This window comes from Arthrobacter sp. PAMC25284, assembly GCF_019443425.1.
Lineage (GTDB): Bacteria > Actinomycetota > Actinomycetes > Actinomycetales > Micrococcaceae > Arthrobacter > Arthrobacter oryzae_A.
This window is the reverse complement of record NZ_CP080382.1, coordinates 3,521,734-3,543,124: the sequence shown is the minus strand read 5'-3', so window position 1 is coordinate 3,543,124 and position 21,391 is coordinate 3,521,734. Positions and strand designations below refer to the sequence as shown.

General features: G+C 64.8%; 14 protein-coding genes and 5 pseudogenes. 4 read left to right on the top strand and 15 right to left on the bottom strand.

The window, feature by feature from the left end:
- Window positions 1-9: 9 nt before the first annotated feature.
- From KY499_RS16375 to fdxA, 5 genes and pseudogenes are all read right to left on the bottom strand, one after another.
- The gene (locus KY499_RS16375) at window positions 10-621 is read right to left on the bottom strand and encodes a hypothetical protein (RefSeq protein ID WP_123255735.1); all 612 of its coding nucleotides are present in this window, start codon (window positions 619-621) and stop codon (window positions 10-12) included.
- A 58-nt stretch (window positions 622-679) separates the two neighbouring features.
- Window positions 680-1,354 (bottom strand): TetR/AcrR family transcriptional regulator, encoded by a 675-nt coding sequence (locus tag KY499_RS16370; protein ID WP_219885853.1) that lies wholly within the window; start codon window positions 1,352-1,354, stop codon window positions 680-682.
- A gap of 160 nt (window positions 1,355-1,514) precedes the next feature.
- Window positions 1,515-2,799, bottom strand: a pseudogene (locus tag KY499_RS16365) (citrate synthase).
- 229 nt (window positions 2,800-3,028) lie between these two features.
- Window positions 3,029-4,178: pseudogene (dapC, locus tag KY499_RS16360) on the bottom strand (succinyldiaminopimelate transaminase).
- A gap of 13 nt (window positions 4,179-4,191) precedes the next feature.
- Window positions 4,192-4,518, bottom strand: a complete 327-nt coding sequence (gene fdxA, locus KY499_RS16355; RefSeq protein WP_123255731.1) for a ferredoxin — start codon at window positions 4,516-4,518, stop codon at window positions 4,192-4,194.
- 151 nt (window positions 4,519-4,669) lie between these two features.
- Here fdxA and KY499_RS16350 point away from each other — a divergent pair, with 151 nt between their 5' ends.
- A complete protein-coding gene (locus KY499_RS16350) occupies window positions 4,670-4,918 on the top strand; it encodes a hypothetical protein (RefSeq protein ID WP_258190836.1) in 249 nt (82 codons plus the stop codon).
- 243 nt (window positions 4,919-5,161) lie between these two features.
- Window positions 5,162-6,397, top strand: coding sequence for an IS110 family transposase (locus tag KY499_RS16345; protein ID WP_219885852.1), 1,236 nt, complete (start codon window positions 5,162-5,164; stop codon window positions 6,395-6,397).
- A 152-nt stretch (window positions 6,398-6,549) separates the two neighbouring features.
- On the opposite strand, the gene KY499_RS16340 is transcribed toward KY499_RS16345, so the two are convergent.
- The 4 genes and pseudogenes from KY499_RS16340 to typA all read right to left on the bottom strand — a co-directional run bounded on the left by KY499_RS16340 (window position 6,550) and on the right by typA (window position 9,927).
- A complete protein-coding gene (locus tag KY499_RS16340) occupies window positions 6,550-6,999 on the bottom strand; it encodes a hypothetical protein (protein WP_219885851.1) in 450 nt (149 codons plus the stop codon).
- Between the two features lie 271 nt (window positions 7,000-7,270).
- A pseudogene (locus KY499_RS18845) lies at window positions 7,271-7,360 on the bottom strand (hypothetical protein); the annotation flags it as partial.
- Between the two features lie 224 nt (window positions 7,361-7,584).
- Window positions 7,585-7,962 (bottom strand): hypothetical protein, encoded by a 378-nt coding sequence (locus tag KY499_RS16335; protein ID WP_123255376.1) that lies wholly within the window; start codon window positions 7,960-7,962, stop codon window positions 7,585-7,587.
- Window positions 7,963-7,997: 35 nt separating this feature from the next.
- A pseudogene (typA, locus tag KY499_RS16330) lies at window positions 7,998-9,927 on the bottom strand (translational GTPase TypA).
- Window positions 9,928-10,120: 193 nt separating this feature from the next.
- Between typA and KY499_RS16325 the strand changes: the two are divergent.
- Window positions 10,121-11,017, top strand: a complete 897-nt coding sequence (locus KY499_RS16325; RefSeq protein WP_308813057.1) for an SGNH/GDSL hydrolase family protein — start codon at window positions 10,121-10,123, stop codon at window positions 11,015-11,017.
- Between the two features lie 143 nt (window positions 11,018-11,160).
- On the opposite strand, the gene KY499_RS16320 is transcribed toward KY499_RS16325, so the two are convergent.
- The 6 genes and pseudogenes from KY499_RS16320 to ychF all read right to left on the bottom strand — a co-directional run bounded on the left by KY499_RS16320 (window position 11,161) and on the right by ychF (window position 20,010).
- Window positions 11,161-12,873 carry an ABC transporter ATP-binding protein gene (locus KY499_RS16320; RefSeq protein ID WP_183164505.1) on the bottom strand — a complete coding sequence of 571 codons (1,713 nt, stop codon included), beginning with the start codon at window positions 12,871-12,873 and terminating at the stop codon, window positions 11,161-11,163.
- An 11-nt stretch (window positions 12,874-12,884) separates the two neighbouring features.
- Window positions 12,885-13,887, bottom strand: a pseudogene (locus KY499_RS16315) (ABC transporter permease).
- Window positions 13,877-14,806 (bottom strand): ABC transporter permease, encoded by a 930-nt coding sequence (locus tag KY499_RS16310; protein WP_123255371.1) that lies wholly within the window; start codon window positions 14,804-14,806, stop codon window positions 13,877-13,879. The pseudogene KY499_RS16315 and the gene KY499_RS16310 overlap by 11 nt, the downstream one beginning before the upstream one ends.
- Window positions 14,807-15,037: 231 nt before the next feature.
- Entirely contained in the window at window positions 15,038-16,672 is a 1,635-nt protein-coding gene (locus tag KY499_RS16305; RefSeq protein ID WP_219885850.1) for an ABC transporter substrate-binding protein, read from the bottom strand.
- A gap of 271 nt (window positions 16,673-16,943) precedes the next feature.
- Complete coding sequence (locus KY499_RS16300; protein ID WP_219885849.1) at window positions 16,944-18,737, bottom strand: ABC transporter family substrate-binding protein; 1,794 nt, start codon at window positions 18,735-18,737, stop codon at window positions 16,944-16,946.
- Between the two features lie 187 nt (window positions 18,738-18,924).
- A complete protein-coding gene (gene ychF, locus KY499_RS16295) occupies window positions 18,925-20,010 on the bottom strand; it encodes a redox-regulated ATPase YchF (protein ID WP_123255384.1) in 1,086 nt (361 codons plus the stop codon).
- 110 nt (window positions 20,011-20,120) lie between these two features.
- Here ychF and KY499_RS16290 point away from each other — a divergent pair, with 110 nt between their 5' ends.
- The gene (locus KY499_RS16290; RefSeq protein ID WP_219885848.1) at window positions 20,121-21,365 is read left to right on the top strand and encodes a DNA recombination protein RmuC; all 1,245 of its coding nucleotides are present in this window, start codon (window positions 20,121-20,123) and stop codon (window positions 21,363-21,365) included.
- Window positions 21,366-21,391: the final 26 nt, after the last annotated feature.

The following is a 21,391-nucleotide window of genomic DNA, read 5'->3' as shown; positions in this document are numbered from 1 at the left end:
GGCTCGGGGTCAGACGAGCAGATCGACGACGGGCTGCACGTAGCTGCGGAAAAGTTCCGGCTGGGAAAGCAGCTCGCGGCTCATGATCATCTTGTCCGGTTCGAGGTACCAGGCGCGCGGCTCAACGAGCGGCAGCTCAATAATGGTCAGGGTGAAATCGCGGGCCCCGCGGCCAGCGTAGAGCAGGCGGTCTTCCACCATGTCGGACAACAGCAGCGCGGCCCCGGAGGGATCCCGGGACGCTTCAAGCGCCATGTACTCCCCCCGGCGTTCGCGCGCCCAGGTCAGGGCCGCCCCGAAGTGGGCCTGCAGTACCCGCTTGAGCGCCGGTGAATTACTGAACGCCGAAAACCCCGGCGGGCCCAACGCGGGCGACATGTCCGGATAGGCCTTCAGCAGCTGCTCCCACCAGGCCTCCCATTCGGTCTTAAGCGCACTGATACCGCCCACCTCGGCGATGAGGTGTGCATGGTCGGAGGCCCGGATTTTGGGTTCAACATGGCAGAGCGCCGGATGCCCGGCACTGTTCAGGCCGGCGGCGTCACGAATATAGAGAGCAATCAGCATGGGCCCGGACGTGTCCATCGTGATCCGCCAACCCGGTCCGCCGGTTTCGTGCATCAAAATGCCTCCCTTGGCAAGCCATATGCCCCCAGTCTATTCCTGAAGTCAGGACAGGTTAATGGCTGAGCGCCAATCTGCCGTCTGCACGGTCCGCCACGCTTCCGTCCCAGCCGCGGCCCAGGTCCGCCAGATGAGCTGCCAGCACATCGCCGCAGATCCGGGCCGTCATCCAGTCGGGCTGCAGCAACGCATGCATGGTGAGCCCGTCCAGCGTTGCCAGCAGCCGCTCGGCCTCGGTTACGAGCCGGTGTTGCTCCGCTTCCCCGCCGCCCGCGTCGCGGGAGAGCTCCTTCACCAGCCGCCCCACGATAACTGCTACGGCGCGATGGCCGCGGTCGGCTTCCGGGACCAGATAGCTTTTCGTCCGGGCAGCGTTCTTGAAGGCCATCCAGACACAGGCGTCAACTGCCCGCTCCCCGTCCAGTGGCAGGAATTCGCTGAGCAATGCCAGGGCACCCCGGTGGTACTCCGGAGTCCCGGACGCCAAGTCAGCCAGGTGCGCGTCGGCGGACGTGAGCCGGCCAATGATCCGGTCCACGACCACGCTGAACGAATGTGCGAGGAGTTCCTCACTGCTGGTGAAATAGTGTCGGACTGATCCGACCGCCAGGTCCGCCTCGGCGGCGACTTCACGCAGCGACGCCCGTTCCAGCCCTTCCGCTGCGATGATCCGGAAGACTGCTTCGACTATTTCCTGGCGCCGGACTGCGGCGTCGACAAATTTTGGCACCCGTCATTCTTAGCATGGAACGGCACGGGTCTCCTGCGGGGCGGCCGCAGGACCTGCCGTCGGGGCGTTGCAGTGGCGCCGGTACGACGACGGCCACGCACCGTGGCAGGTGCGCGGCCGTCGTCGGGCTGCTGCGTGGGCTGTCTTCCCGGCCGGTGCCTCAGCGTACCGGGTAGTTGCGTTCCGGTTCGCCGATGTAGAGCTGGCGAGGGCGGCCGATCTTGGTGTTGGGGTCGCTGATCATTTCGCGCCACTGGGCGATCCAGCCGGGCAGGCGGCCAATGGCGAACAGCACGGTGAACATCTTCTCCGGGAAGCCCATGGCCTTGTAGATCAGGCCGGTGTAGAAGTCCACATTGGGGTAGAGCTTGCGCTGGATGAAGTAGTCATCCCCCAGCGCCTTTTCCTCCAGGCGCATCGCGATGTCCAGCAGTTCATCGTTGCCGCCGAGCTTGGTCAGGATCTCGTGGGCGGTGGCCCTTGATGATCTTGGCGCGCGGGTCGTAATTCTTGTAGACCCGATGCCCGAAGCCCATGAGCCGGACGCCGTCTTCCTTGTTCTTGACCTTCTCCATGTAATCCTCGGGCTTGATGCCGTCGGCCTGGATCTGGCGCAGCATCTTCAGCACGGCCTCGTTCGCACCGCCGTGGGCGGGACCAAAGAGCGCATTGATGCCGGCGGATACAGACGCGAACAGGTTCGCGTTGGAGGAGCCGACCAGGCGGACCGTGGAGGTGGAGCAGTTCTGCTCGTGGTCCGCATGCAGGATCAGGAGCAGGTCCAGGGCCTTGGCGATGACCGGGTCCAGCTCATACTGCTCTGCTGGCAGCCCGAAGCTCAGGCGCATGAAGTTTTCCACGAGGTTCATGGAATTGTCCGGGTAAAGCATCGGCTGGCCGATGGACTTTTTGTGGGCGTACGCGGCGATGACCGGCATCTTTGCCATCAGCCGGATGGTGGAGAGCTCCACTTGCTCGGCGTTAAACGGGTCCAGCGAGTCCTGGTAGAACGTGGACAGCGCGGACACTGCGGAGGAGAGGACCGGCATTGGGTGCGCGTCGCGGGGGAAGCCGCTGAAGAAGCCCTTCAGCTCCTCGTGCAGCAGGGTGTGGTGCCTGATCCGCTGGTCAAAGGCTTCCAGCTCGGTGGGGGTCGGCAGGTTGCCGTAAATCAGCAGGTAGGAAACTTCCAGGAAGCTGGAGTGCTGCGCGAGCTGTTCGATCGGGTAGCCGCGGTACCGCAGGATACCGGCGTCGCCGTCAATGTAGGTGATGGCCGACGTCGTCGCCGCGGTGTTCATGAAACCGGGGTCGAAGGTGACGGCCCCCGTCTGACTCAGCAGCTTCGAAACATCGTAGCCTTCGTTTCCTTCGACAACCTTGATGCGGGGCAATTCAAGCTCGCCGCCGGCATGGCGCAGGGTCGCGCTGGTGGTTTCAGTCATGGAGTCTCCTCATGAGGCATCAGGGCCCTCTGTAGAAAGCTGGTCCAACATCTGGTGGGGCTGCCTGCGGTTCCCATGCGGACAGGAATTCCAAAAGCTGCGCTGCCTTCTTGTGGAAAGCCACCATTGATAGTCAGTTAAAAAGTACAGTCACATTGCGGGTCGTACTAATCCGGGACACCCCAGAGGCCCCAAAAAAGCACCACATGTGGTGCGCGTCACGTCAATGTTACGTTTGGGCGGCCAGTCGTGCCACGGCAGCATCAATCCGATCGTCGCTGGCAGTCAGGGCCACGCGGACGAAACCCCTGCCGGCGTCCCCGTAGAAGACGCCCGGGCCAACCACGATGCCACGGTCCGCCAGCCGGCCGACCGTGTCCCAGGTGGCCTCGCCCGCGGTGGCCCACAGGTAGAGGCCGGCCTTGGATTCGTGGATCGTCAGCCCGAACTGCTCCAGCGCGGGAACGAGTCGTTCACGGCGGCCCCGGTACAGGTCCTTCTGGGCCTGGACGTGGGCGTCGTCGCCGAGCGCCACCCGCATCGCTTCCTGGACGGGGTACGGAACGATCATGCCGGCATGTTTTCGGCTGTTGACAAGGTTTGCCATGAGCGCCGGATCCCCTGCGACGAACGCAGCACGGTAGCCGGCGAGATTGGACTGCTTGCTCAGCGAGTACACGGCGAGGAGACCCTCGTGGGAGCCTTCCGCCACTTGCGGGTCGAGGATGCTGGGCACCGGAGTGCCGCCGCGCTGAACGTCCCATTCGCCCCAGCCGAGTTCGGCGTAGCACTCATCAGAGGCCACGACGGCGCCGAGTTCGCGGGCTTGGCGCACGATCCGCCGCAGCGACGCGGTGTCCCGGACGCTGCCGGTCGGATTTCCCGGCGAGTTGATCCAGATGAGCCGGACGCGGGCCCCGGGTGGCCTCGTCGAGTTCATCAAGGTCATCGGCGGCGACATGCTCGGCTCCGGCGAACGCCGCGCCAATGTCATAGGTGGGGTACGCCACCGTGGGGCGGACAACGACGTCGCCCGTCCGCAGGCCGAGCAGGAAAGGCAACCAGGCCACCAGTTCCTTCGAACCGACAGTTGGCATCACGTTGTGCGGATCCAGGCCGGGAACGCCCCGGCGCCTGTCAAACCATGCCTCGACGGCTTCGCGGAGCCCCTGCGTCCCGTGGACCGTGGGATACCCGGGAGCATTGGCCGCGGCCCGCAATGCGTCCTGGATCAGGTCCGGGGTGGGATCCACCGGAGTTCCGATCGAAAGGTTGGACATGCCCCCCGGATGTTCCGCGGCCCTTGCCAGGTAAGGCGCCAGAGCCTCCCACGGGTAGTCAGGCAGACTCAGGCCGTAGCTGCGAACAGCGGAAGTCACCGGCTCGCCCGCCTTAGTTGTCTTGGTTCTGCGGCGGAAGGACTGCAATCAGGGGATGGTCGGTATGCGTGTTGCCGATCTTTGCGGCTCCGCCCGGGGACCCCAACACGTCGAAGAACTCGACGTTGGCCTTGTAGTAATCGGCCCATTCCTCGGGAGTGTCATCCTCGTAGTAGATTGCCTCGACCGGGCAGACGGGTTCACAGGCACCACAGTCCACGCACTCGTCCGGGTGGATGTAGAGGGAACGCTCACCTTCATAGATGCAGTCGACGGGGCATTCCTCAATACATGCCTTGTCCTTGACATCTACACACGGCTGCGCGATTACGTAGGTCACGTCTCTTGCCTCTCCACATTGGTTCCGGCGGCCGGCCGGATCGTTCTCCGGCCTGAGCGCCGGGCTGCTGACATCTGAGCCTATTATCTCCCAGCATGTTCCCGCGAACCTAGCCGGGCGTCATAGTCCCTGCGCGTCCTACTATGAACTAGTGAGTTCGCCTTCGCCATTGCCACCGCCCCAGCAGTTTCTTTCCGGCGCGCCCCTGGGCACGCGGGTCGTGGTCAGGTACCGGATCAACGAAGGCCTCACCGACGCCCTGGGCGAGCTCCTGGCACGCACCCCCGGCGGCTGCACCATCCGCACCCGGCGCGACGACGTCGTTATTCCCTTAGCACTCGTGGTGGCCGCCAAGGAGGTCCCCCCGGCGCCCCAGCGCCGCGCCCCGCGCCGCCCCTAATGGGGGTGTACCCGTAGGTCCTTTCGGGGGCATGCTGGGTATCCGAGCCGCTGGTGGGTGAGCACTTGACGCCCCTGGCCCCGTGTCGAGGCCTAGGTCTAGATCGTGCCCCTGCCGGTTGGTGAGGTGGGCCTGTAGCGCTGGTGGGGTGTCGTGCCGTGGAGCACTGATCCATTAGACCGCAGCCAGTTCCTTCCTCCCCGTCGTGCCCGGGATAAGCCCACAACGGAAGGGATCGGGACAATGCTGTTCATCGGCGACGACTGGGCGGAGGACCACCACGACATCGCGGTCATGGATGAGGGGGGCCGGGTACTGACGCGCCGCAGGCTCACTGAGGGCGTATCCGGGCTCGAGGCCCTCCATGACCTGCTCGGAGGGTACCTGCCCGAGAACGCGGCACCGGCCGAAGTGCTGATCGGGATTGAGACCGACCGCGGGCCCTGGGTCCAGGGACTGCTGGCGTCCGGCTACACGGTTTACGCGATCAATCCGGCGCAGTCGGCCCGCTACCGGCAGCGCACCGGGGCGGCCGGGGCGAAATCGGATAAGGGTGATGCGCTGGTGCTGGCCCGGATCGTGGCTGTTGACCGGGAGTTGCACCGGGCGATCGCCGCCGACAGCGACGTCGCGGAGGAGGTCAAGGTCCTGGCGAGGGCTCACCAGTCGCTGATCTGGGCCAGGCAGCGGCAGGCGAACGTGCTGCGTTCGAACCTGCGCGAGTACTACCCGGCCGCGCTGTCCGCGTTCGGGCAGGACCTGCACGGACGGGACGCGATGGCCGTGCTCGGCGCCGCGCCTGGCCCCAAGGCCGGGGCCCGCCTCACCCCGGCCAGGGTCCAGGCGCTGTTGCGGCACGCCGGACGGCAACGCTACCTGGCCGCCCGAGCCGGCGAGATCGTCGAGGCACTGCACGCGCCCCGGTTGCCCGCCCGCCCGGGGATCGAGGCCGCCTACACGGCCACCACGGCGGCCCTGGTTGCCGTCATCCGCGAACTGAACGCCCAGATCGGCGTCCTGCAGGGGCAGGTGGAGGAATCTTTTGGCCGGCACCCGGACGCTGAGATCTACCTCAGCCAGCCGGGTCTGGGGCCGGTGCTCGGCGCCCGGGTGCTGGGCGAATTCGGGGACGCGGCGGACCGCTACGCCGACGCCAGATCACGGAGGAACTACGCAGGGACCAGCCCGGTCACCCGGGCCTCCGGCACCAAGCGCAGCGTGCTGGCCCGGCATGCCCGAAACCGGCGCCTGGCCGATGCCCTGGACCTGCAGGCCTTCACCGCACTCAGCGTCTCGCCCGGCGCACGCGCCTACTACGACGCCCGCCGCTCACGCGGCGCCACCCACCACCAGACCCTCCGGGCCCTGGCCAACCGGCTCGTCGGGATCCTCCACGGCTGCCTCCGCCACCACACCACCTACAACGAGGACACCGCCTGGCACACCACTACCCAAAACGTCGAACTCCGCGCCGCTTGACGGCTTAGCACCGTGGGGTATCTAGCCCGGCCAAATGGACATGCCCTCCCCCGGTCTCCGCGGATGGACATATTGGCATCATGCTCAGCCCCTGTCCCCACCACGGGACATGTCCAGTGGTGGAGCAGGTCTGAGACGGACCATGCCGCTGATTACGCGGCGGCAGCCGGCCTGTTTACTACCTCACGGACCATGGCGATGAATTCCTGCGGGTGACTCCTCAGCAGGGCGTAGCTCACGACGAGGATGGGGATTCCCCGGCGGGTGGTCACGTTCCATCGCCGCCGGTCCTCCTCGAAGCTCGTCCGGTCCATGTGGAACCCCGCGCCGTCCGTCTCAATGCCGAGCCGTCCGTCAACCATGAGGTCCAGATGTCCCAGGCCGGAAACGTTGACCTGGGACTCGACATGAAACCCGGCACGCCGCAGTAAAAAGCGGGCCAGGCACTCGATAATGGATTGCGATTGCGGCACGATTGCGGCGGTAATGCGGCGCTCCCGAGCGTCGTTGCGCCCGTCCAGCCGCTGCCGCAACCCGGTTAATGACAACCTTCCGAGCGCGACCGCCGATTCGGCGATGACCAGTCCGTCGACTTCCGGCATACATCGGAGGCTTTGAACGACGGCGTCCATGAGTGTCGGAGCCGCGGACGATCGATGGCAGACGAATCCCGGATAGCTGCGGCTGTGCGTAAGCGCGACATGGGGCCGCGCCGGGGAATCGAGAACCCACAGTCCGTGGAGCTGAGCAGCCGTGACGCAGGGCCGGCTCCGCCGGAAGGGACCGAATGGCCATGAGCCCGGGATCGGCGCCAGGCAGCGCGTACACGCCCCGGGCGACCCTGGCCACAGAGCCGCTGGAGAGCGACGCTTTCAGCTGGAAGTCCGAGACGCCCGCCGCGGCAAGATGTTTGGCGCGGGCAACGCCGTCGTAGTTTGCGAGTATGTCGAGGATACTGACCATGCAGCCATCGTGCGGTGGGTCGACTGGCACCATCCAGTGCGGCACCGGGCTATGTGGATAAGCGCCTGCCCAGGGCACCCGGAGGCCGAGGGAACATGTCCAGCGCTGAAATTCGCAGGCGGGAATCACCGCTGGGCATGTCCCGCCTGCGGGCGGACGGATGCACATGATGCCGCTATGCCCGCGCTTCGGTCCTAACAATGAGCATGTCCCGCCCTGGGGCCTCAGACTTGCGGGGTCCGGTAGCGCCCGCACCACGCCAGCATGGCCACCGTGACGACTGCGATGCCGAAGATCCAGATGTTGCCCGCGGTGTCGTCGATGATCAGGCGTTTACCGGACTCCAGCGCGGACCACCATCCCGTGAGCGCGTAGCAGAGGATTCCGCAAAACGCCGGCGGAACGATCGAGCGGAAGGCCGCCCCGAGCCAGAGTTCCACCGAGGCAAGCAGCACCAGCGCGGCCACCGCACCCCACGGCACCTCGATGCCACCGATCAGTGCGTCCTGTCCGTGCAGTGCTGTGCCGGCCAGGGCAACAAAAAGAGCTGCCGGTCCGGCGGCGGCAATGCCGCCTGCCGGACCGGCAGCTCTCTTATTCACAAATCGCCCGGTGTATCAGCGCAGCTGCGCTGAAACTAGGACTTGGCGCGGGCGCGGGCGGACTTGGCCCGCTGGTTGACGTCCAGGATGAGCTTCCGGATACGGATGGATTCCGGGGTAACCTCAACGCACTCGTCTTCGCGGGCGAATTCGAGTGACTCTTCGAGGGTCAGGTCGCGCGGCGGCGTCAGGTTCTCGAAGGTGTCGGAGGAAGCGGCACGCATGTTGGTGAGCTTCTTTTCCTTGGTGATGTTGACGTCCATGTCATCGGCGCGGGAGTTCTCGCCGACGATCTGGCCTTCGTAGACCTCGGAGGTGGGACGGACGAAGAAGGAGCCGCGTTCCTGCAGGTTGATCATGGCGAACGGCGTCACAACACCCGCGCGGTCGGCGATCATCGAACCGTTGGTACGGTATTCGATCGGGCCGGCCCCACGGCTCGTAGCCCTCGGAGATGGAGGCCGCGATGCCGGCGCCACGGGTGTCGGTGAGGAACTTGGTGCGGAAACCGATCAGGCCGCGGGCCGGAACGATGAACTCCATACGGCACCAGCCGGTGCCGTGGTTGGACATGTTGGTCATGCGGCCCTTGCGGGCGGCCATGAGCTGGGTGACGGCGCCGAGGTACTCTTCCGGCACGTCGATGGTCATGTGCTCCATCGGCTCGTGGATCTTGCCGTCAACAGTCCGGGTGACTACCTGCGGCTTGCCGACGGTCAGTTCGAAGCCTTCGCGGCGCATCTGCTCGACCAGGATGGCCAGCGCGAGCTCGCCACGGCCCTGGACTTCCCAGGCATCGGGACGCTCGGTGGGCAGCACCTTGATGGAGACGTTACCGATCAGTTCCTTGTCCAGGCGGTCCTTGACCTGGCGGGCCGTAACCTTGGCACCCTTGACCCGGCCGGCCAGCGGCGAGGTGTTGATGCCGATGGTCATGGAGATGGCCGGGTCGTCAACAGTGATGAGCGGCAGCGGCTGCGGGTTGTCGACGTCGGTCAGCGTCTCACCAATGGTGATTTCCTCGATACCGGCGACGGCGACGATCTCACCCGGACCGGCGGACTCTGCCGGGACGCGGTCGAGAGCCTTGGTGGCCAGCAGTTCGGTGATCTTGACGTTCTTGAGCTCACCGTTGGCGCGCGCCCAGGCAACGGTCTGGCCCTTGCGAAGGGTGCCGTTGTAGATGCGCAGGAGCGCAAGGCGGCCCAGGAACGGCGAGGCGTCCAGGTTGGTGACGTGCGCCTGCAGGACACCGTCCGGGTTGTAGGTCGGCGCCGGGATGTGCTCGACGATGGCCTTGAACAGGGGTTCCAGGTCCTCGTTATCCGGAGCGGAGCCGTCGGCCGGCTGCTCGAGGGAAGCGCGGCCAACCTTGGCGGCGGCGTAGACAACAGGGACGTTGAGGATCTTGTCGAGGTCCAGATCCGGAACTTCGTCGGCGAGGTCGGAAGCAAGGCCCAGCAGGAGGTCCATGGACTCGTGGACAACTTCTTCGATCCGCGCGTCGGGGCGGTCGGTCTTGTTGACCAGGAGAATCACGGGCAGGTGCGCGGCGAGGGCCTTGCGCAGCACGAAGCGGGTCTGGGGCAGCGGGCCCTCAGATGCGTCGACGAGGAGGACAACGCCGTCAACCATGGACAGGCCGCGCTCTACTTCGCCGCCGAAGTCAGCGTGACCGGGGGTGTCAATCACGTTGATCGTGATGGTCTCGCCGTTGGAGGACGGTCCGTTGTAGGCCACGGTGGTGTTCTTGGCCAGGATAGTGATGCCCTTTTCGCGTTCCAGGTCACCGGAGTCCATAACACGGTCTTCGAGGTGGTTGTGGGCGGCAAAGGAGTTGGTCTGCTTGAGCATGGCGTCGACCAGGGTGGTCTTGCCGTGGTCAACGTGGGCCACAATCGCGACGTTGCGCAGGTCACTGCGCGATGCAGTGGCTACCGCGGTGTTGGTGGTGGTTTCAGACATGCGTTATTGCTCGATTCAGTGGTGAAGTCAGCTGTGGTATCGCGACATTTCCAACCGGAACGCACGACGGATAAGCCCTTTTAACACAGGGCACCTGCTCTAAGTCTAAGCGCTAGGACATTTATTGGCCTAAAATACGAAACGCGCGGGTTCCCAGACACCATCGTCAGGGCGCGGAGAGGGGGAATCTGGCGTGAGTAAGATCACTGGTTATCCATCCGCGCGCACCCCGGCGCAGCCCGCAGCACCCCGGCGCGGCACGGAGCCCCGTATGCGTAAAGCCCCGGCGCTGTCCCGCCTCATCGCACCGATGCTCGCCGTCGGCATCGTCCTGTCCGGCTGCGTGCTGGTATCCGACGCCGCAGAGCCCGGCCCGGAAGTGACGGCGGTTGAACAGGATCCGTCGCGCCTCCGGCCGGGCTCGATCTATCGGAACCCTGCCAGCGGCCGGAAGGAAGTAATTGTCGAGGACATCAGCCAGACAGCTGTCCTGATTGGCGACTCCCAGTCAGAGCCCTCCTTCGGCTGGCCGCGGCAGGCTCTCAAGGCTTTGGGCTACAAGGTTTATTTCTGCGGGCGGGGCGGAACCGGATACGTGGCGTCTTTCGGGAAGACGGGCAACTACATGGATGCGCTGCAGCGCGGTGACTGGAAACTCCCGTACGGCTCCCCTCCGCTCGTACTGATCGAAGGCGGCGGGAACGATGCCAGCAAAGGCGCAACCGACCAGCAGATTGTGCGAAACGCAGACCGCCTCATCGCCAGCGTCAGGCAACGCTACCCTGCCGCCAGGATCGCCATCGTCGGCACCCTGGCGCGCGCGGCCAACGACGGCGGCAGCCGCCGCACCGAAGTGGATGCACTCCTGGGCACCGTCGCGCAGCGGCACAAAGTACCGTTCGTCAGCGCCGGGGACTGGCTGACCCGGTATGACCTCACCGGTTCGCTGACGGACCGCGTCCATTTGAACCGGCAGGGCCACAACGCCCTCGGGCTGGTCCTCGCCCAGCGGCTGCGGTCCTATGGGCTTTCGGCGACGGAGCCCGCAGCGGTGCCAGACACGTCTCCCAGGAGCCTGCACCGCCGCTGACGGCACACGGGCAGTTGTCCACGGGCGCCACCGGCCGCCGCGGACCACTTACCCTGCAGAACGAAAAGAGCCGGCGGCTGCCCTTGAAAGGGCGGCCGCCGGCTCCTGCACCGGCGGTCAGTCCGCGGTGGCGGGACCGGTGCTCAGGCGACTTCCGGCGGCAGCATCAGGCTGGCCCCCGGAATGGCGTTGAGCAACGCCTTTGTGTAGTCCATCTGCGGGGCATCAAAGACCCCGTCGGTGGACCCCGTCTCCACCAGCTTGCCCTGCTCCATTACGCAGACATGGTCGGCAATCTGCCGGACCACGGCCAGGTCATGGGTGATGAACAAGTACGTCAGACCCAGGGTGGACTGCAGCTCAGCGAGCAGGTTCAGGACCTGTGCCTGCACCAGAACGTCGAGTGCGGAAACCGCCTCATCGCAGATGATCACTTCCGGGTCCAGGGCCAACGCCCGCGCAATCGCGACGCGCTGGCGCTGGCCGCCGGAGAGCTCGTTCGGGTAACGCTGCATGGTGGACTGCGGCAGCGCCACCTGGTCCAGCAACTCCCGGACCTTCTTCTCCCGGCTCGCCTTGTCCCCGATCTTGTGGGTCCGCAGCGGTTCCTCGATGGTCCGGAAGATGTTGTACATCGGATCCAGGGAACCGTACGGATCCTGGAAGATCGGCTGCACCCGGCGGCGGAACGCGAAGATTTCCTTGCTGTTCAGCGTGGACGTATCGACGCCGTCGAAGATGATCCTGCCGGACGTGGGCTTCAGCAGGTTCAGCACCATCTGGGCCACGGTGGACTTGCCCGAGCCCGACTCCCCCACAATCGCCGTCGTCGTCCCGCGCTTGACCTTAAACGAGACGTCATCAACCGCCGTGAAGTTGGTGGACTTGCCGAAGCCGGAGCGGAGCTTAAAAACCTTGCTCAGGTTTTCAATCTCCAGCACGGCATCCGGCAGTGCCGGCGCCGCGACGCCCGCCGCGCTCGGGGCCAGCAGCCCCGCAGCGGCGACGCCCTGTTCCTTCGCGACCTGGATGCGCCGTGACGCGAGCGACGGCGCCGAGGCCACCAGCCGCTGGGTGTACGGGTGACGGGGGTTCTGCAGCAGTTCCAGTGACGGCCCGGCCTCAACGACCTGCCCGCGGTACATCACCACGACCTTGTCGGCGCGCTCGGCAGCGAGTCCGAGGTCGTGCGTGATGAGCAGCACGGCGGTCCCGAGTTCGGCCGTCATGGTGTCCAGGTGATCGAGGATCTGCCGCTGCACCGTGACGTCCAGTGCGGACGTCGGCTCATCGGCGATGAGCAGGCGCGGCTGGCAGGACAGGCCGATGGCGATCAGCGCACGCTGGCGCATACCGCCGGAGAACTCGTGCGGATACTGCTGGGCGCGCCGGGCCGCGTCCGGCAGGCCCGCCTGGGAGAGGACCTTGGCCACATCGTCCGGACCGCTGGGCAGGCCGTTGGCTTTGAGCGTCTCCTTGACCTGGAAGCCGATCTTCCACACCGGATTAAGGTTCGACATCGGGTCCTGGGGGACCATGCCGATGCTGTTGCCGCGGAGTTCGATCATTCGCTTCTCGCTGGCATTGGAGATGTCTTCGCCGTCGAAGAAGATCTGGCCTGCGGAGACACGGCCGTTGCCGGGGAGCAGCCCGATCGCGGCCAGCGCCGTCGTTGACTTGCCGGAGCCGGATTCGCCAACGATGGCGACGGTCTCGCCGGGCATCACCGTCAGGTGGGCCTGGCGGACCGCGTTGACCTCGCCGTTGCTGGTAGCGAACGTGATGGCCAGATCACGGATTTCGAGCAGCGGGCGCTCGGCGGCGCCGGCTTCGTGGATTTCGACAGAGGCGTTCATGGCGTCGCCTTTCATCGCTTGCGCGCTTTGGGGTCCAGCGCATCACGGAGGGCGTCGCCCAGCATGATGAAGCTCAGGACGGTGATGGACAGGGCGATTGCCGGGTAGAGCAGCGGCATGGGGTTGGAGCGCAGGGAAGCCTGGGCCGACTGAATGTCGTTGCCCCAGGACATAACGCTCGGCGGCAGCCCGATGCCAAGGAATGACAGCGTCGATTCGGCCACGATGAAGGTGCCGAGTGAGATGGTGGCCACCACGATGATCGGCGCCAGTGCGTTGGGCATGACGTGCCGCATCAGCGACCGGAACCGGGACACGCCCAGTGACCGGGGCCGCGGTGACAAAGTCTGCATTCCGGACCTCGACGACGGCGCCGCGGGTGATGCGGGCAATCTGCGGCCAGCCGAAAACCACCAGGATCACGACGAGGGACCAGACGTTCCGGTTGGCCCGGAAGATCGGCAGCTGCGTGAGGACGATGGCGCCGAGAATCAGCGGCAGGGCGAAGAAGATATCGTTGATCCGGGCGAGGATCGCATCGACCCAGCCGCCGTAGTAGCCGGCCAGCGCACCCACGGTGCCGCCGATGATGATAACGCCGATGGTGGTAAACAAACCGACGATCACCGAGGACTGGGTGCCGAAGATGACGCGGGCATAGACGTCGCAGCCCTGCCGGGTGAAGCCAAGCGGATGCCCTTCAGAGGGGCCGCCGTTGGAGTTGGCCAGCTGGCACGCCTCCGACTGCGGGTTGATGGGCGAAAACAGTCCCGGAAACACGCTGACCAGGACCACAATGACGATCAGGAACGCCGAGATCAGGAACAGCGGCTGCCGGCGCAGGTTCTTCCAGGCTTCGCCCCAGAGGCTCAAGGGCGCGTTTTCGTCCTTGACCTTGTCTGTGACCTGCAGCGGGGTCTCGTCCAGGTCTGCGACGAAGTGCTCAATGTCGCGCCCGGTGTTGCGGCCCGGTCGGACGACGTCGGAAACGGGAGAGGTGTTCTCAGGAGTCATAGCGGATCCTCGGGTCAAGCCAGGCGTACAGCAGGTCAACGAGCAGGTTGGACACAACGTAGATCAGGACCAGGACGGTGACGATGGACACCACGGTTGGTCCTTCACCGGTTGTGACGGCACGGTAGAGCCGGTTCCCGACGCCCGGGACGTTGAAGATGCCTTCGGTCACGATTGCACCGCCCATCAGGGCGCCGAGGTCGGCGCCCAGGAAGGTGATGACCGGGATCAGCGAGTTTCGCAGGATGTGAACCCGCACCACCCGGCTGCGGGAGAGACCCTTGGCCGTGGCCGTCCGGACATAGTCGGCGTTCATGTTCTCAATCACGCTGGTCCGGGTGAGGCGGAGCACGTAGGCGAACGAGCCCAGGCCGAGCACAATGGCGGGCAGGATCAGGTCCTGGACCGTGGCGGCGGAGCTGACCGTCGGTTTAGCCCAGCCCAGCTGCACGCCGATGAAGAACTGCATGAGGAAGCCCAGGACGAAGATCGGGATGCCGATGACGATCAGGGAAGCCACGAGCACCGTTGCGTCAAAGAGCTTGCCCTTGCGCAGGCCGGCGAACAGCCCGAAGGCGATGCCGAAGACGGCTTCGAAAATGAGTGCCATCACGGCCAGCCGGGCGGTGACGGGGAAGACCTCGCCGAGCACGGCGGCGATCGGCCGGCCGGAGAAGTCCAGCCCAAGATCGAAAGTGAAGATGCTCTTGACGTAGAGGAGGTATTGGATCCAGAAGGGCTGGTCCAGGTTGTACTGGGCCCGCAATTGGGCCGCTACGGATTCGTTGACAGGCTTGTCGCCAAAGAGTGCCGCGATGGGGTCGCCGGGGAGGCTGAAGACCAGGAAGTACACCAGGAGGGTCGCTCCGAGGAAAACCGGGATCAGTTGCAGGAAGCGCTTGAGAACATACGTCGCCATCAGCGAAGTACACCCCCGTCAGCAGGCACGCCGCGTAGGAATGCTGTGGAGTCGTTCATCTAAGAACCTTTTCACTATGAATGCCCGACGGCGTCGCTGCCGCTCGTTGCGGGCGCCGGGACGTGCGCCGGGAGGCGACGCAACAGGGTCCGCGCCGTCGGAATAGAAAGTTGGGGAAACAGAACGACGGCGGGGGTGCTCATCCGAGCAGCCCCCGCCGTCGTTCAGATGTTACTTGCCAGTAATGGCGTAGTACAGCGGAACGCCGTCCCAGCCGTAGTCAACGTTGGTGACCTTGTCGCTCCAGCCGCCCTGGGCGACCTGGTACCAGAGCGGGATGGCCGGCAGATCCTGGAGCAGGATCTCCTGGGCCTCGTTCATGGCCTTGTTGCCGTCGGCCACGCTGGACGCCTTAAGACCTTCGGAGATGGTCTTCTCGAACGTCGGGTTGTCGTAGCGGGAATCGTTGGAGCCCGCGCCGGCCTTGTAGATCGGGCCAAGGAAGTTGTACAGCGACGGGTAGTCGGCCTGCCAGCCGGCACGGATGCCGCCGGTCAGGGTGCCGGCCGTAGCCTCGGTGCGGACTTCCTTGAAGGTTGCGTAGGGCTTGCCTTCGATCTTGATGCCCAGGGTGTTCTTGACCTGGTTGACGAGGGCCTCGACCCATGCCTTGTGTCCGCCCTTGTCGGCGTTGTAGGCAATGGTGAACGTCTTGTCGGCGTCCCACTTCTCGATGGCGTCAGCCTTGGCCCAGGCTTCCTTTGCCTTGGCGGCGTTGAACTCGAGATTTTCCGCACCCGGGATCGAGTCGCTGTAACCATCCAGTACCGGAGCCGTGAATTCCTTGGCCGGCTTGCGGGCGCCATTGAAGATCACGCTGGTGATCTCTTCGCGGTTGATGGCCATGGAGATTGCCTGGCGGCGCAGCTTGCCGGCCTCGCCGCTCCACTCCGGCAGGTATTCCGGGATGGAGATGGTCTGGTTGCCGGCGTACGGCTTGCTGATGGTGCGGTCGCCGAGGTCGGACTGGAAGTTCAGCAGCGCGTTGGTCGGGATGGTCTGGAGGATGTCCAGGTTGTTGCTCAGCAGGTCCTGGTAGGCCGCGTCATCATTCTGGTAGATCTTGAACGTCACGCCGGCGTTCTTGGCCTTGCGCGGGCCGTTGTAGTCCGGGTTCGGCACGAGCTGGATCTGCACGTTGTGCTGCCAGCCGCCCTCGGCGAGCATGTACGGGCCGTTGCCGACCGGCTTTTCGCCGAATGCCTTGGGGTCAGCGAGGGCACCGGCAGGCACCGGCACGAAGGCGGTGTAGCCGAGGCGCAGCGGCCAGTCGGACTCGGGCTGGCTCAGTTCAACGGTGAACGTCAGGTCATCAACGACTTTCAGCCCGGACATGGTCTCGACGGTGGAGCCTTCCGCGCTGGCCTCGTCGTAGCCCTTGATGCTTTCGAAGAAGCCTGCGCTGAGCTGGGCATTCTTTGCTGCCGCGCCGAAGTTCCACGAATCAACGAACGTCTGGGCCGTGATGGCCTCGCCGTTGGTGAACTTCTGGTCCTTCTTGAGCTTGATGGTGAAGTTCTGGCCATCTTTGCCCTCAATGGACTCGGCCAGTTCGTTGACCGGCTTGCCGGTGGCGTCGTAGCTGACGAGTCCGGCGAAGGTCATGTCGATGACCTTGCCGCCGCCGACCTCGTTGGTGTCGGTCGGCATCAGCGGGCGCGCCGGCTCTGAACCATCAGCGATGATGACCTTGCTGGCGTCGCTGCCAGTGGTGCCGCCTGCGGTGGTGCCGCCGCCGCAGCCGGTCAGGGCAAGGGCAGCGATAGCCATCATGCCCAGTGCTTGGGAAGTGCGCGAAAAACGCATTCCGCCTCCTATGAATTGTGGGAGTTCCGAGGGAAAGACTTGTGCTTCCCGGTAGTCCGGGCACAGGGGTATCCGTGTGATCTGGACTACATATGGATGTAGCCTAACCGTAAACCGTCCGAATCGTGGAACCGCGTTGCCAAACCGATATCAGATAGGCCTGTGACTCCTGGTGGCAACCGCGCCGCACTACCTGTCACAGGTTACTGACTGGTATTATCCGCCCGCCGTGAGCTCCCGGTTAATCGTGGCTAACCGCTGGCTGCCCATGTCACGACAGTTTTTGCGACCACTCCCAGAAGTTCCACCAGACCCCGGTCTGGTTCGGCATGTACTTCACGCCGGTGATGCGCTTGCTGTACGCGTCAACACCAACGAGCTGGAACAACGGGAGGCCGTAGGCGGATTCCCAGACCTTCCTGTCGATCTGCTGCGCGAGGCTGTCCTGCTCGCTGGGATCGGTGGTGACAATGAGTTCGTCCATCAGTTCGTCGGCACCGGGATCACTGAACCCGTTGAAGTTCGAATCATTGCCCGACTTGAATACCTGCGGGACGCCGGACCCGCCGTCTCCGGAGTTGCTCCAGCCGAAAATGGCCGCGTCGTAGCCGCCCTTGCCCAAGGCCTTGCCCCAGTCGGAACCGCCAAGGCCGCCATCGACGACCTGGAAACCTGCCTTGCCCGCGGACTCGCGGATGAGCGTGAACGTGGTGACCCGGTTGGGATTGTCCTTGTTGTACATGATGCGGACTTCAGGGGTGGCGCCGTCAAGGAGCTTCCTGGCTGCTGTGATGTCGACTTCCTGGTACTCGGAGGACCCGTTGCTCCTTGCCGACTCTGAGTAGGGGGCCTGGCCCGGGATAAACAGCTGGGAATCCAGCGGTGCCGGATCCGGGTCGAGACCTTTGAGGATCCGGTTAACGATTTCCCGGCGCGGAACGGTCTTCAGGAACGCTTCACGGACGCTCTTCTCGGCGAACGGGCCGCTGTAGTTCAAATCGATGTGGTCGTAGGCGAGCTGGCGGCCGACTTCCACGGTGACGCCTTCGCTTTCGAGGGCTTTGAGCTGGTCCACGGTGTCGTTGGAGGCCTGCGGCGCGATGATGTCCGCCTGGCCGGCCTGCAGCGCCTGCACCTGGGCACCGGCATCGCCAATGTAGCGGACCGTGATTTCGTCCAGTTTGGCCTCGGGTCCCCAGTTGTAGTCCCTGTTCCGGATCATGGTCAGCGTCTGGTTTTCGTTGACGCTCCGGACGATGTAGGGGCCGTTGGACAGGTACAGGCTGACATCGGCGGGGAGCGACGTGGAATCGAAGCCGGTATTCCACAGCCCGGCCATAACCGTCAGCTGCGCATTCGCTGGCTGGGGATTGACCGCATCGCCCCGGGGGATGCTCCTGAGCAGTTCGACGAATTCTTTTGTGCCGGCCAGCCCGGCCTTCCGGGCGAGGACGTGCGCCGGAATATCGACGCCGGGACCTCCGAGGACCGTCTCCCAGTCCGTATACGGCCGGGCGTACTTCAGGGTCAGGGACCGGCCGTCCGCACCGAGTTCGGGGAAATCGGTAAGGGCCAGGCCGGTGGGGTCACCGGCGTACGAAAAATAAGAAGTGCCGGTCGCGCCATCCGGCGCGGCGTCGTCGTAGTAACCGGAAAACGCAGCCCACTGCAAGAGGAGGTCTGCCGCCGTGACAGGAGTGTCGTCAGACCACTTCACGCCCTCCTTGATGGAGTACTTGACCGTCAGTGGATTGTCGGAAACCTTTTCCATCGTGCCGAATTTTTCGTTCCGCACCACGCTGAGTTTGTTGTCCAAGTAGAAGAATCCGGAGTGGGTGGCGTAGCTGATCTTGACGTTCACGTCGGTGTTGCCATCCGCCGTGTTCGGGTTAAACGTGCTGAGCGCATTGACTTCGGCCACGGTAGCCGACCCGCCGCGTGCGCCCTCGGCAACCGTCGGGGACGGAACCGGCGCCGTCTGGTCTTCGGTCACGGTGCACGCGCCCAGGGCCACGGCGACTGCTGCTGCCAGGCCCAATGCCCTGGAGAAACGACCCAAATGCATTCAATCTCCTCGTTCTGCCGCGTGTTCCCATTGTTCCGGGATGCCCGGGCGCTTCTCCGAGCATGGTTTCATACATCTCTGCTGCTGGCGCTATCTGCGCCATGCGCGCATCATGCAGGAAAAGCCCCGATCCAGGAACCGGGGCTTTTCAGGTCAATCCAGCGTCAGGCGGTGGCGTTGCTTCCGCTCAGACGTTGAAGCGGAACTCGACGACGTCGCCGTCGACCATGACGTATTCCTTGCCTTCGATGCGGACCTTGCCGCGGGCCTTGGCCTCGGCCATGGATCCGGCCTCGACCAAATCATTGAAGGAGACAACCTCGGCCTTGATGAAGCCGCGCTGGAAATCGGAGTGGATGACGCCGGCGGCCTGCGGGGCAGTGTCACCCCGGTGAATGGTCCAGGCCCGGGTTTCCTTGGGGCCTGCCGTCAGGTAGGTCTGCAGCCCGAGGGTGTGGAACCCAACCCGCGCCAGCTGGTCCAGCCCGGACTCGTCCTGGCCGTTCATTTCCAGCATCTCGCGGGCTTCCGCCTCGTCGAGTTCCACCAGATCGGATTCCAGTTTGGCGTCGAGGAAAATGCAGTCGGCCGGTGCGACCATAGCCCGCAGTTCCTCCTGCTTTTCCGGGCTGCCCAGAATCCCCTCATCCGCGTTGAAAACGTAGATGAAGGGCTTGGCGGTCAGCAGGCCGAGCTCCTTGAGGTGCTCCATTTCCAGCTTGTCGCTCTTGATCGAGGAGAAGATTGTGTCGCCACGTTCCAGCACGGCCTGGGCCGCCTGGACGGCGGCCAGCTCTGCTGCCTCGCGCTTCTTGATCTTCACTTCTTTTTCGATCCGGGGGACGGCCTTCTCGATCGTCTGCAGATCGGCGAGGATCAGCTCGGTGTTGATGGTCTCCATGTCGGAGCCCGGGTCCACTTTGCCGTCGACGTGGATCACATCGGGGTCATCGAACACACGAACCACCTGGGCGATGGCCTCGGCCTCACGGATATTGGCGAGGAACTGGTTGCCCAGGCCTTCGCCCTCCGATGCGCCCTTGACGATCCCGGCGATGTCAACGAAAGATACAGCCGCGGGCATCAGCCGCGCGGAGCCGAAGATTCCGGCCAGCTTTTCCAGCCGGGGATCAGGCAGGTTCACGACGCCGATATTGGGTTCGATCGTGGCGAACGGATAGTTCGCCGCGAGCACCTGATTGCGGGTCAATGCGTTGAAGAGGGTTGATTTGCCGACGTTGGGCAGTCCGACGATGCCAATAGTAAGAGCCACGAGCATAAATTCTACCCGCTGCGGCCGGAGATCCCTGCGGCGCGGTCGTGGAGCTCTCCGACAACCGGCCGCGGACCGGAAATGTCACAGGGGCGTGCCACAGTGAAGCCATGGACGCTTTTTCATTGATTCTTGCCCTGCTGATGCTGCTGGTAGGCGCCGTTGCCGGTGCGGCCGCCGTCTACGTGACGCTCCGCCGCCGCTATCTCGCCGCGGAGCAGGACTTCGACGCCGTCTCTGCCCGGCTTTCCGACGTCAGTGCGCAATTCGCGGCGGCCGACGCCGAACGGCGACTGCTCTCGGCACAAAACCGGGAACTCGGCGAGTCCAGGAACCAGGACGGCAGTGTGCTGCGCGCACTGGCACCCGTGGCGGAAAAACTGACTGCGGTGCAGCAGCAGGTTTCCCTGCTCGAACGGGACCGGCTCGAACAGTACGGCCAGCTTGCCCAGCAATTGCAGGAGGCCCGGCTCTCCGATGAACAGCTTCTGCGGTCCACCCACGCCCTGGAATCGGCTCTCCGGTCCAACAGCGCCCGGGGGCAGTGGGGCGAAGTCCAGCTTCGGCGCGTTGTCGAGGCAGCCGGGATGCTGCGTCACGTCGACTTCCAGGAGCAGCTTCACAGCTCCTCCGCGGAGAACTCTCTCCGTCCCGACCTTGTGGTGCAGTTGCCCGGCGGCAAACAACTTGTCGTTGACGCCAAGGTCCCGCTGTCTTCCTACCTCGCGGCACAGGAGCTCAGCCCATCGTCCGGCGGCAGTCTGCAGCTGGGGGCGGCCACCGGCAGCCAGCAGGCGCATCTGGCCGCCCACGCCAAAGCCCTCAAGGCTCATGTGGACGCCCTCGGCAATAAAAAGTACTGGGACATCCCCGGGAACTCGCCGGAAGTCGTGGTGTGCTTCCTGCCTGCGGAATCGATCCTGGCCGCTGCCCTCACCGCGGATCCGGCGCTGCTGGACCACGCCCTGTCCAGGAACGTGGTTCTCGCTTCACCGGGAACTCTGCTGGCGGTCCTGAAGGCGGTGGCGTTCACGTGGCGCCAGGATGTCCTGACTGATACCGCCCGGGAGCTCTTCGAGCTCGCCCGGCAGCTCTACGACCGGATGGGCACCCTCGGCGAAAACGTCACCAAACTCGGGTCGTCATTAAAAACCTCGGTGGACCGGTACAACTCGATGGTGGGCACGCTGGAAGCGCGGATCCTTCCCACCGCCCGCAAGCTCAATGCCCTGGACGCCGAGGGGCTGACCACTCCGGCCGCCGTCGAGGCAGCACCCCGATCGGTCACGGCTCCGGAGCTGCAGTCTGGACCCCGGGCCGGGTCCCGGGAAGATGTCGAAGAGTCAGCGGCCTAGGAAAACCGGCAAGGAGACGCCCGGCG

What these genes read in the sequence shown, in the direction of transcription:
- KY499_RS16340 (WP_219885851.1), bottom strand. Translation starts at nt 6,999, where the DNA reads ATGCCGGAAGTCGACGGACTGGTCATCGCCGAATCGGCGGTCGCGCTC.
- KY499_RS16345 (WP_219885852.1), top strand. Translation starts at nt 5,162, where the DNA reads ATGCTGTTCATCGGCGACGACTGGGCGGAGGACCACCACGACATCGCG.
- KY499_RS16300 (WP_219885849.1), bottom strand. Translation starts at nt 18,737, where the DNA reads ATGCATTTGGGTCGTTTCTCCAGGGCATTGGGCCTGGCAGCAGCAGTC.
- KY499_RS16290 (WP_219885848.1), top strand. Translation starts at nt 20,121, where the DNA reads ATGGACGCTTTTTCATTGATTCTTGCCCTGCTGATGCTGCTGGTAGGC.
- KY499_RS16375 (WP_123255735.1), bottom strand. Translation starts at nt 621, where the DNA reads ATGCACGAAACCGGCGGACCGGGTTGGCGGATCACGATGGACACGTCC.
- KY499_RS16310 (WP_123255371.1), bottom strand. Translation starts at nt 14,806, where the DNA reads ATGGCGACGTATGTTCTCAAGCGCTTCCTGCAACTGATCCCGGTTTTC.
- KY499_RS16305 (WP_219885850.1), bottom strand. Translation starts at nt 16,672, where the DNA reads ATGCGTTTTTCGCGCACTTCCCAAGCACTGGGCATGATGGCTATCGCT.
- KY499_RS16320 (WP_183164505.1), bottom strand. Translation starts at nt 12,873, where the DNA reads ATGAACGCCTCTGTCGAAATCCACGAAGCCGGCGCCGCCGAGCGCCCG.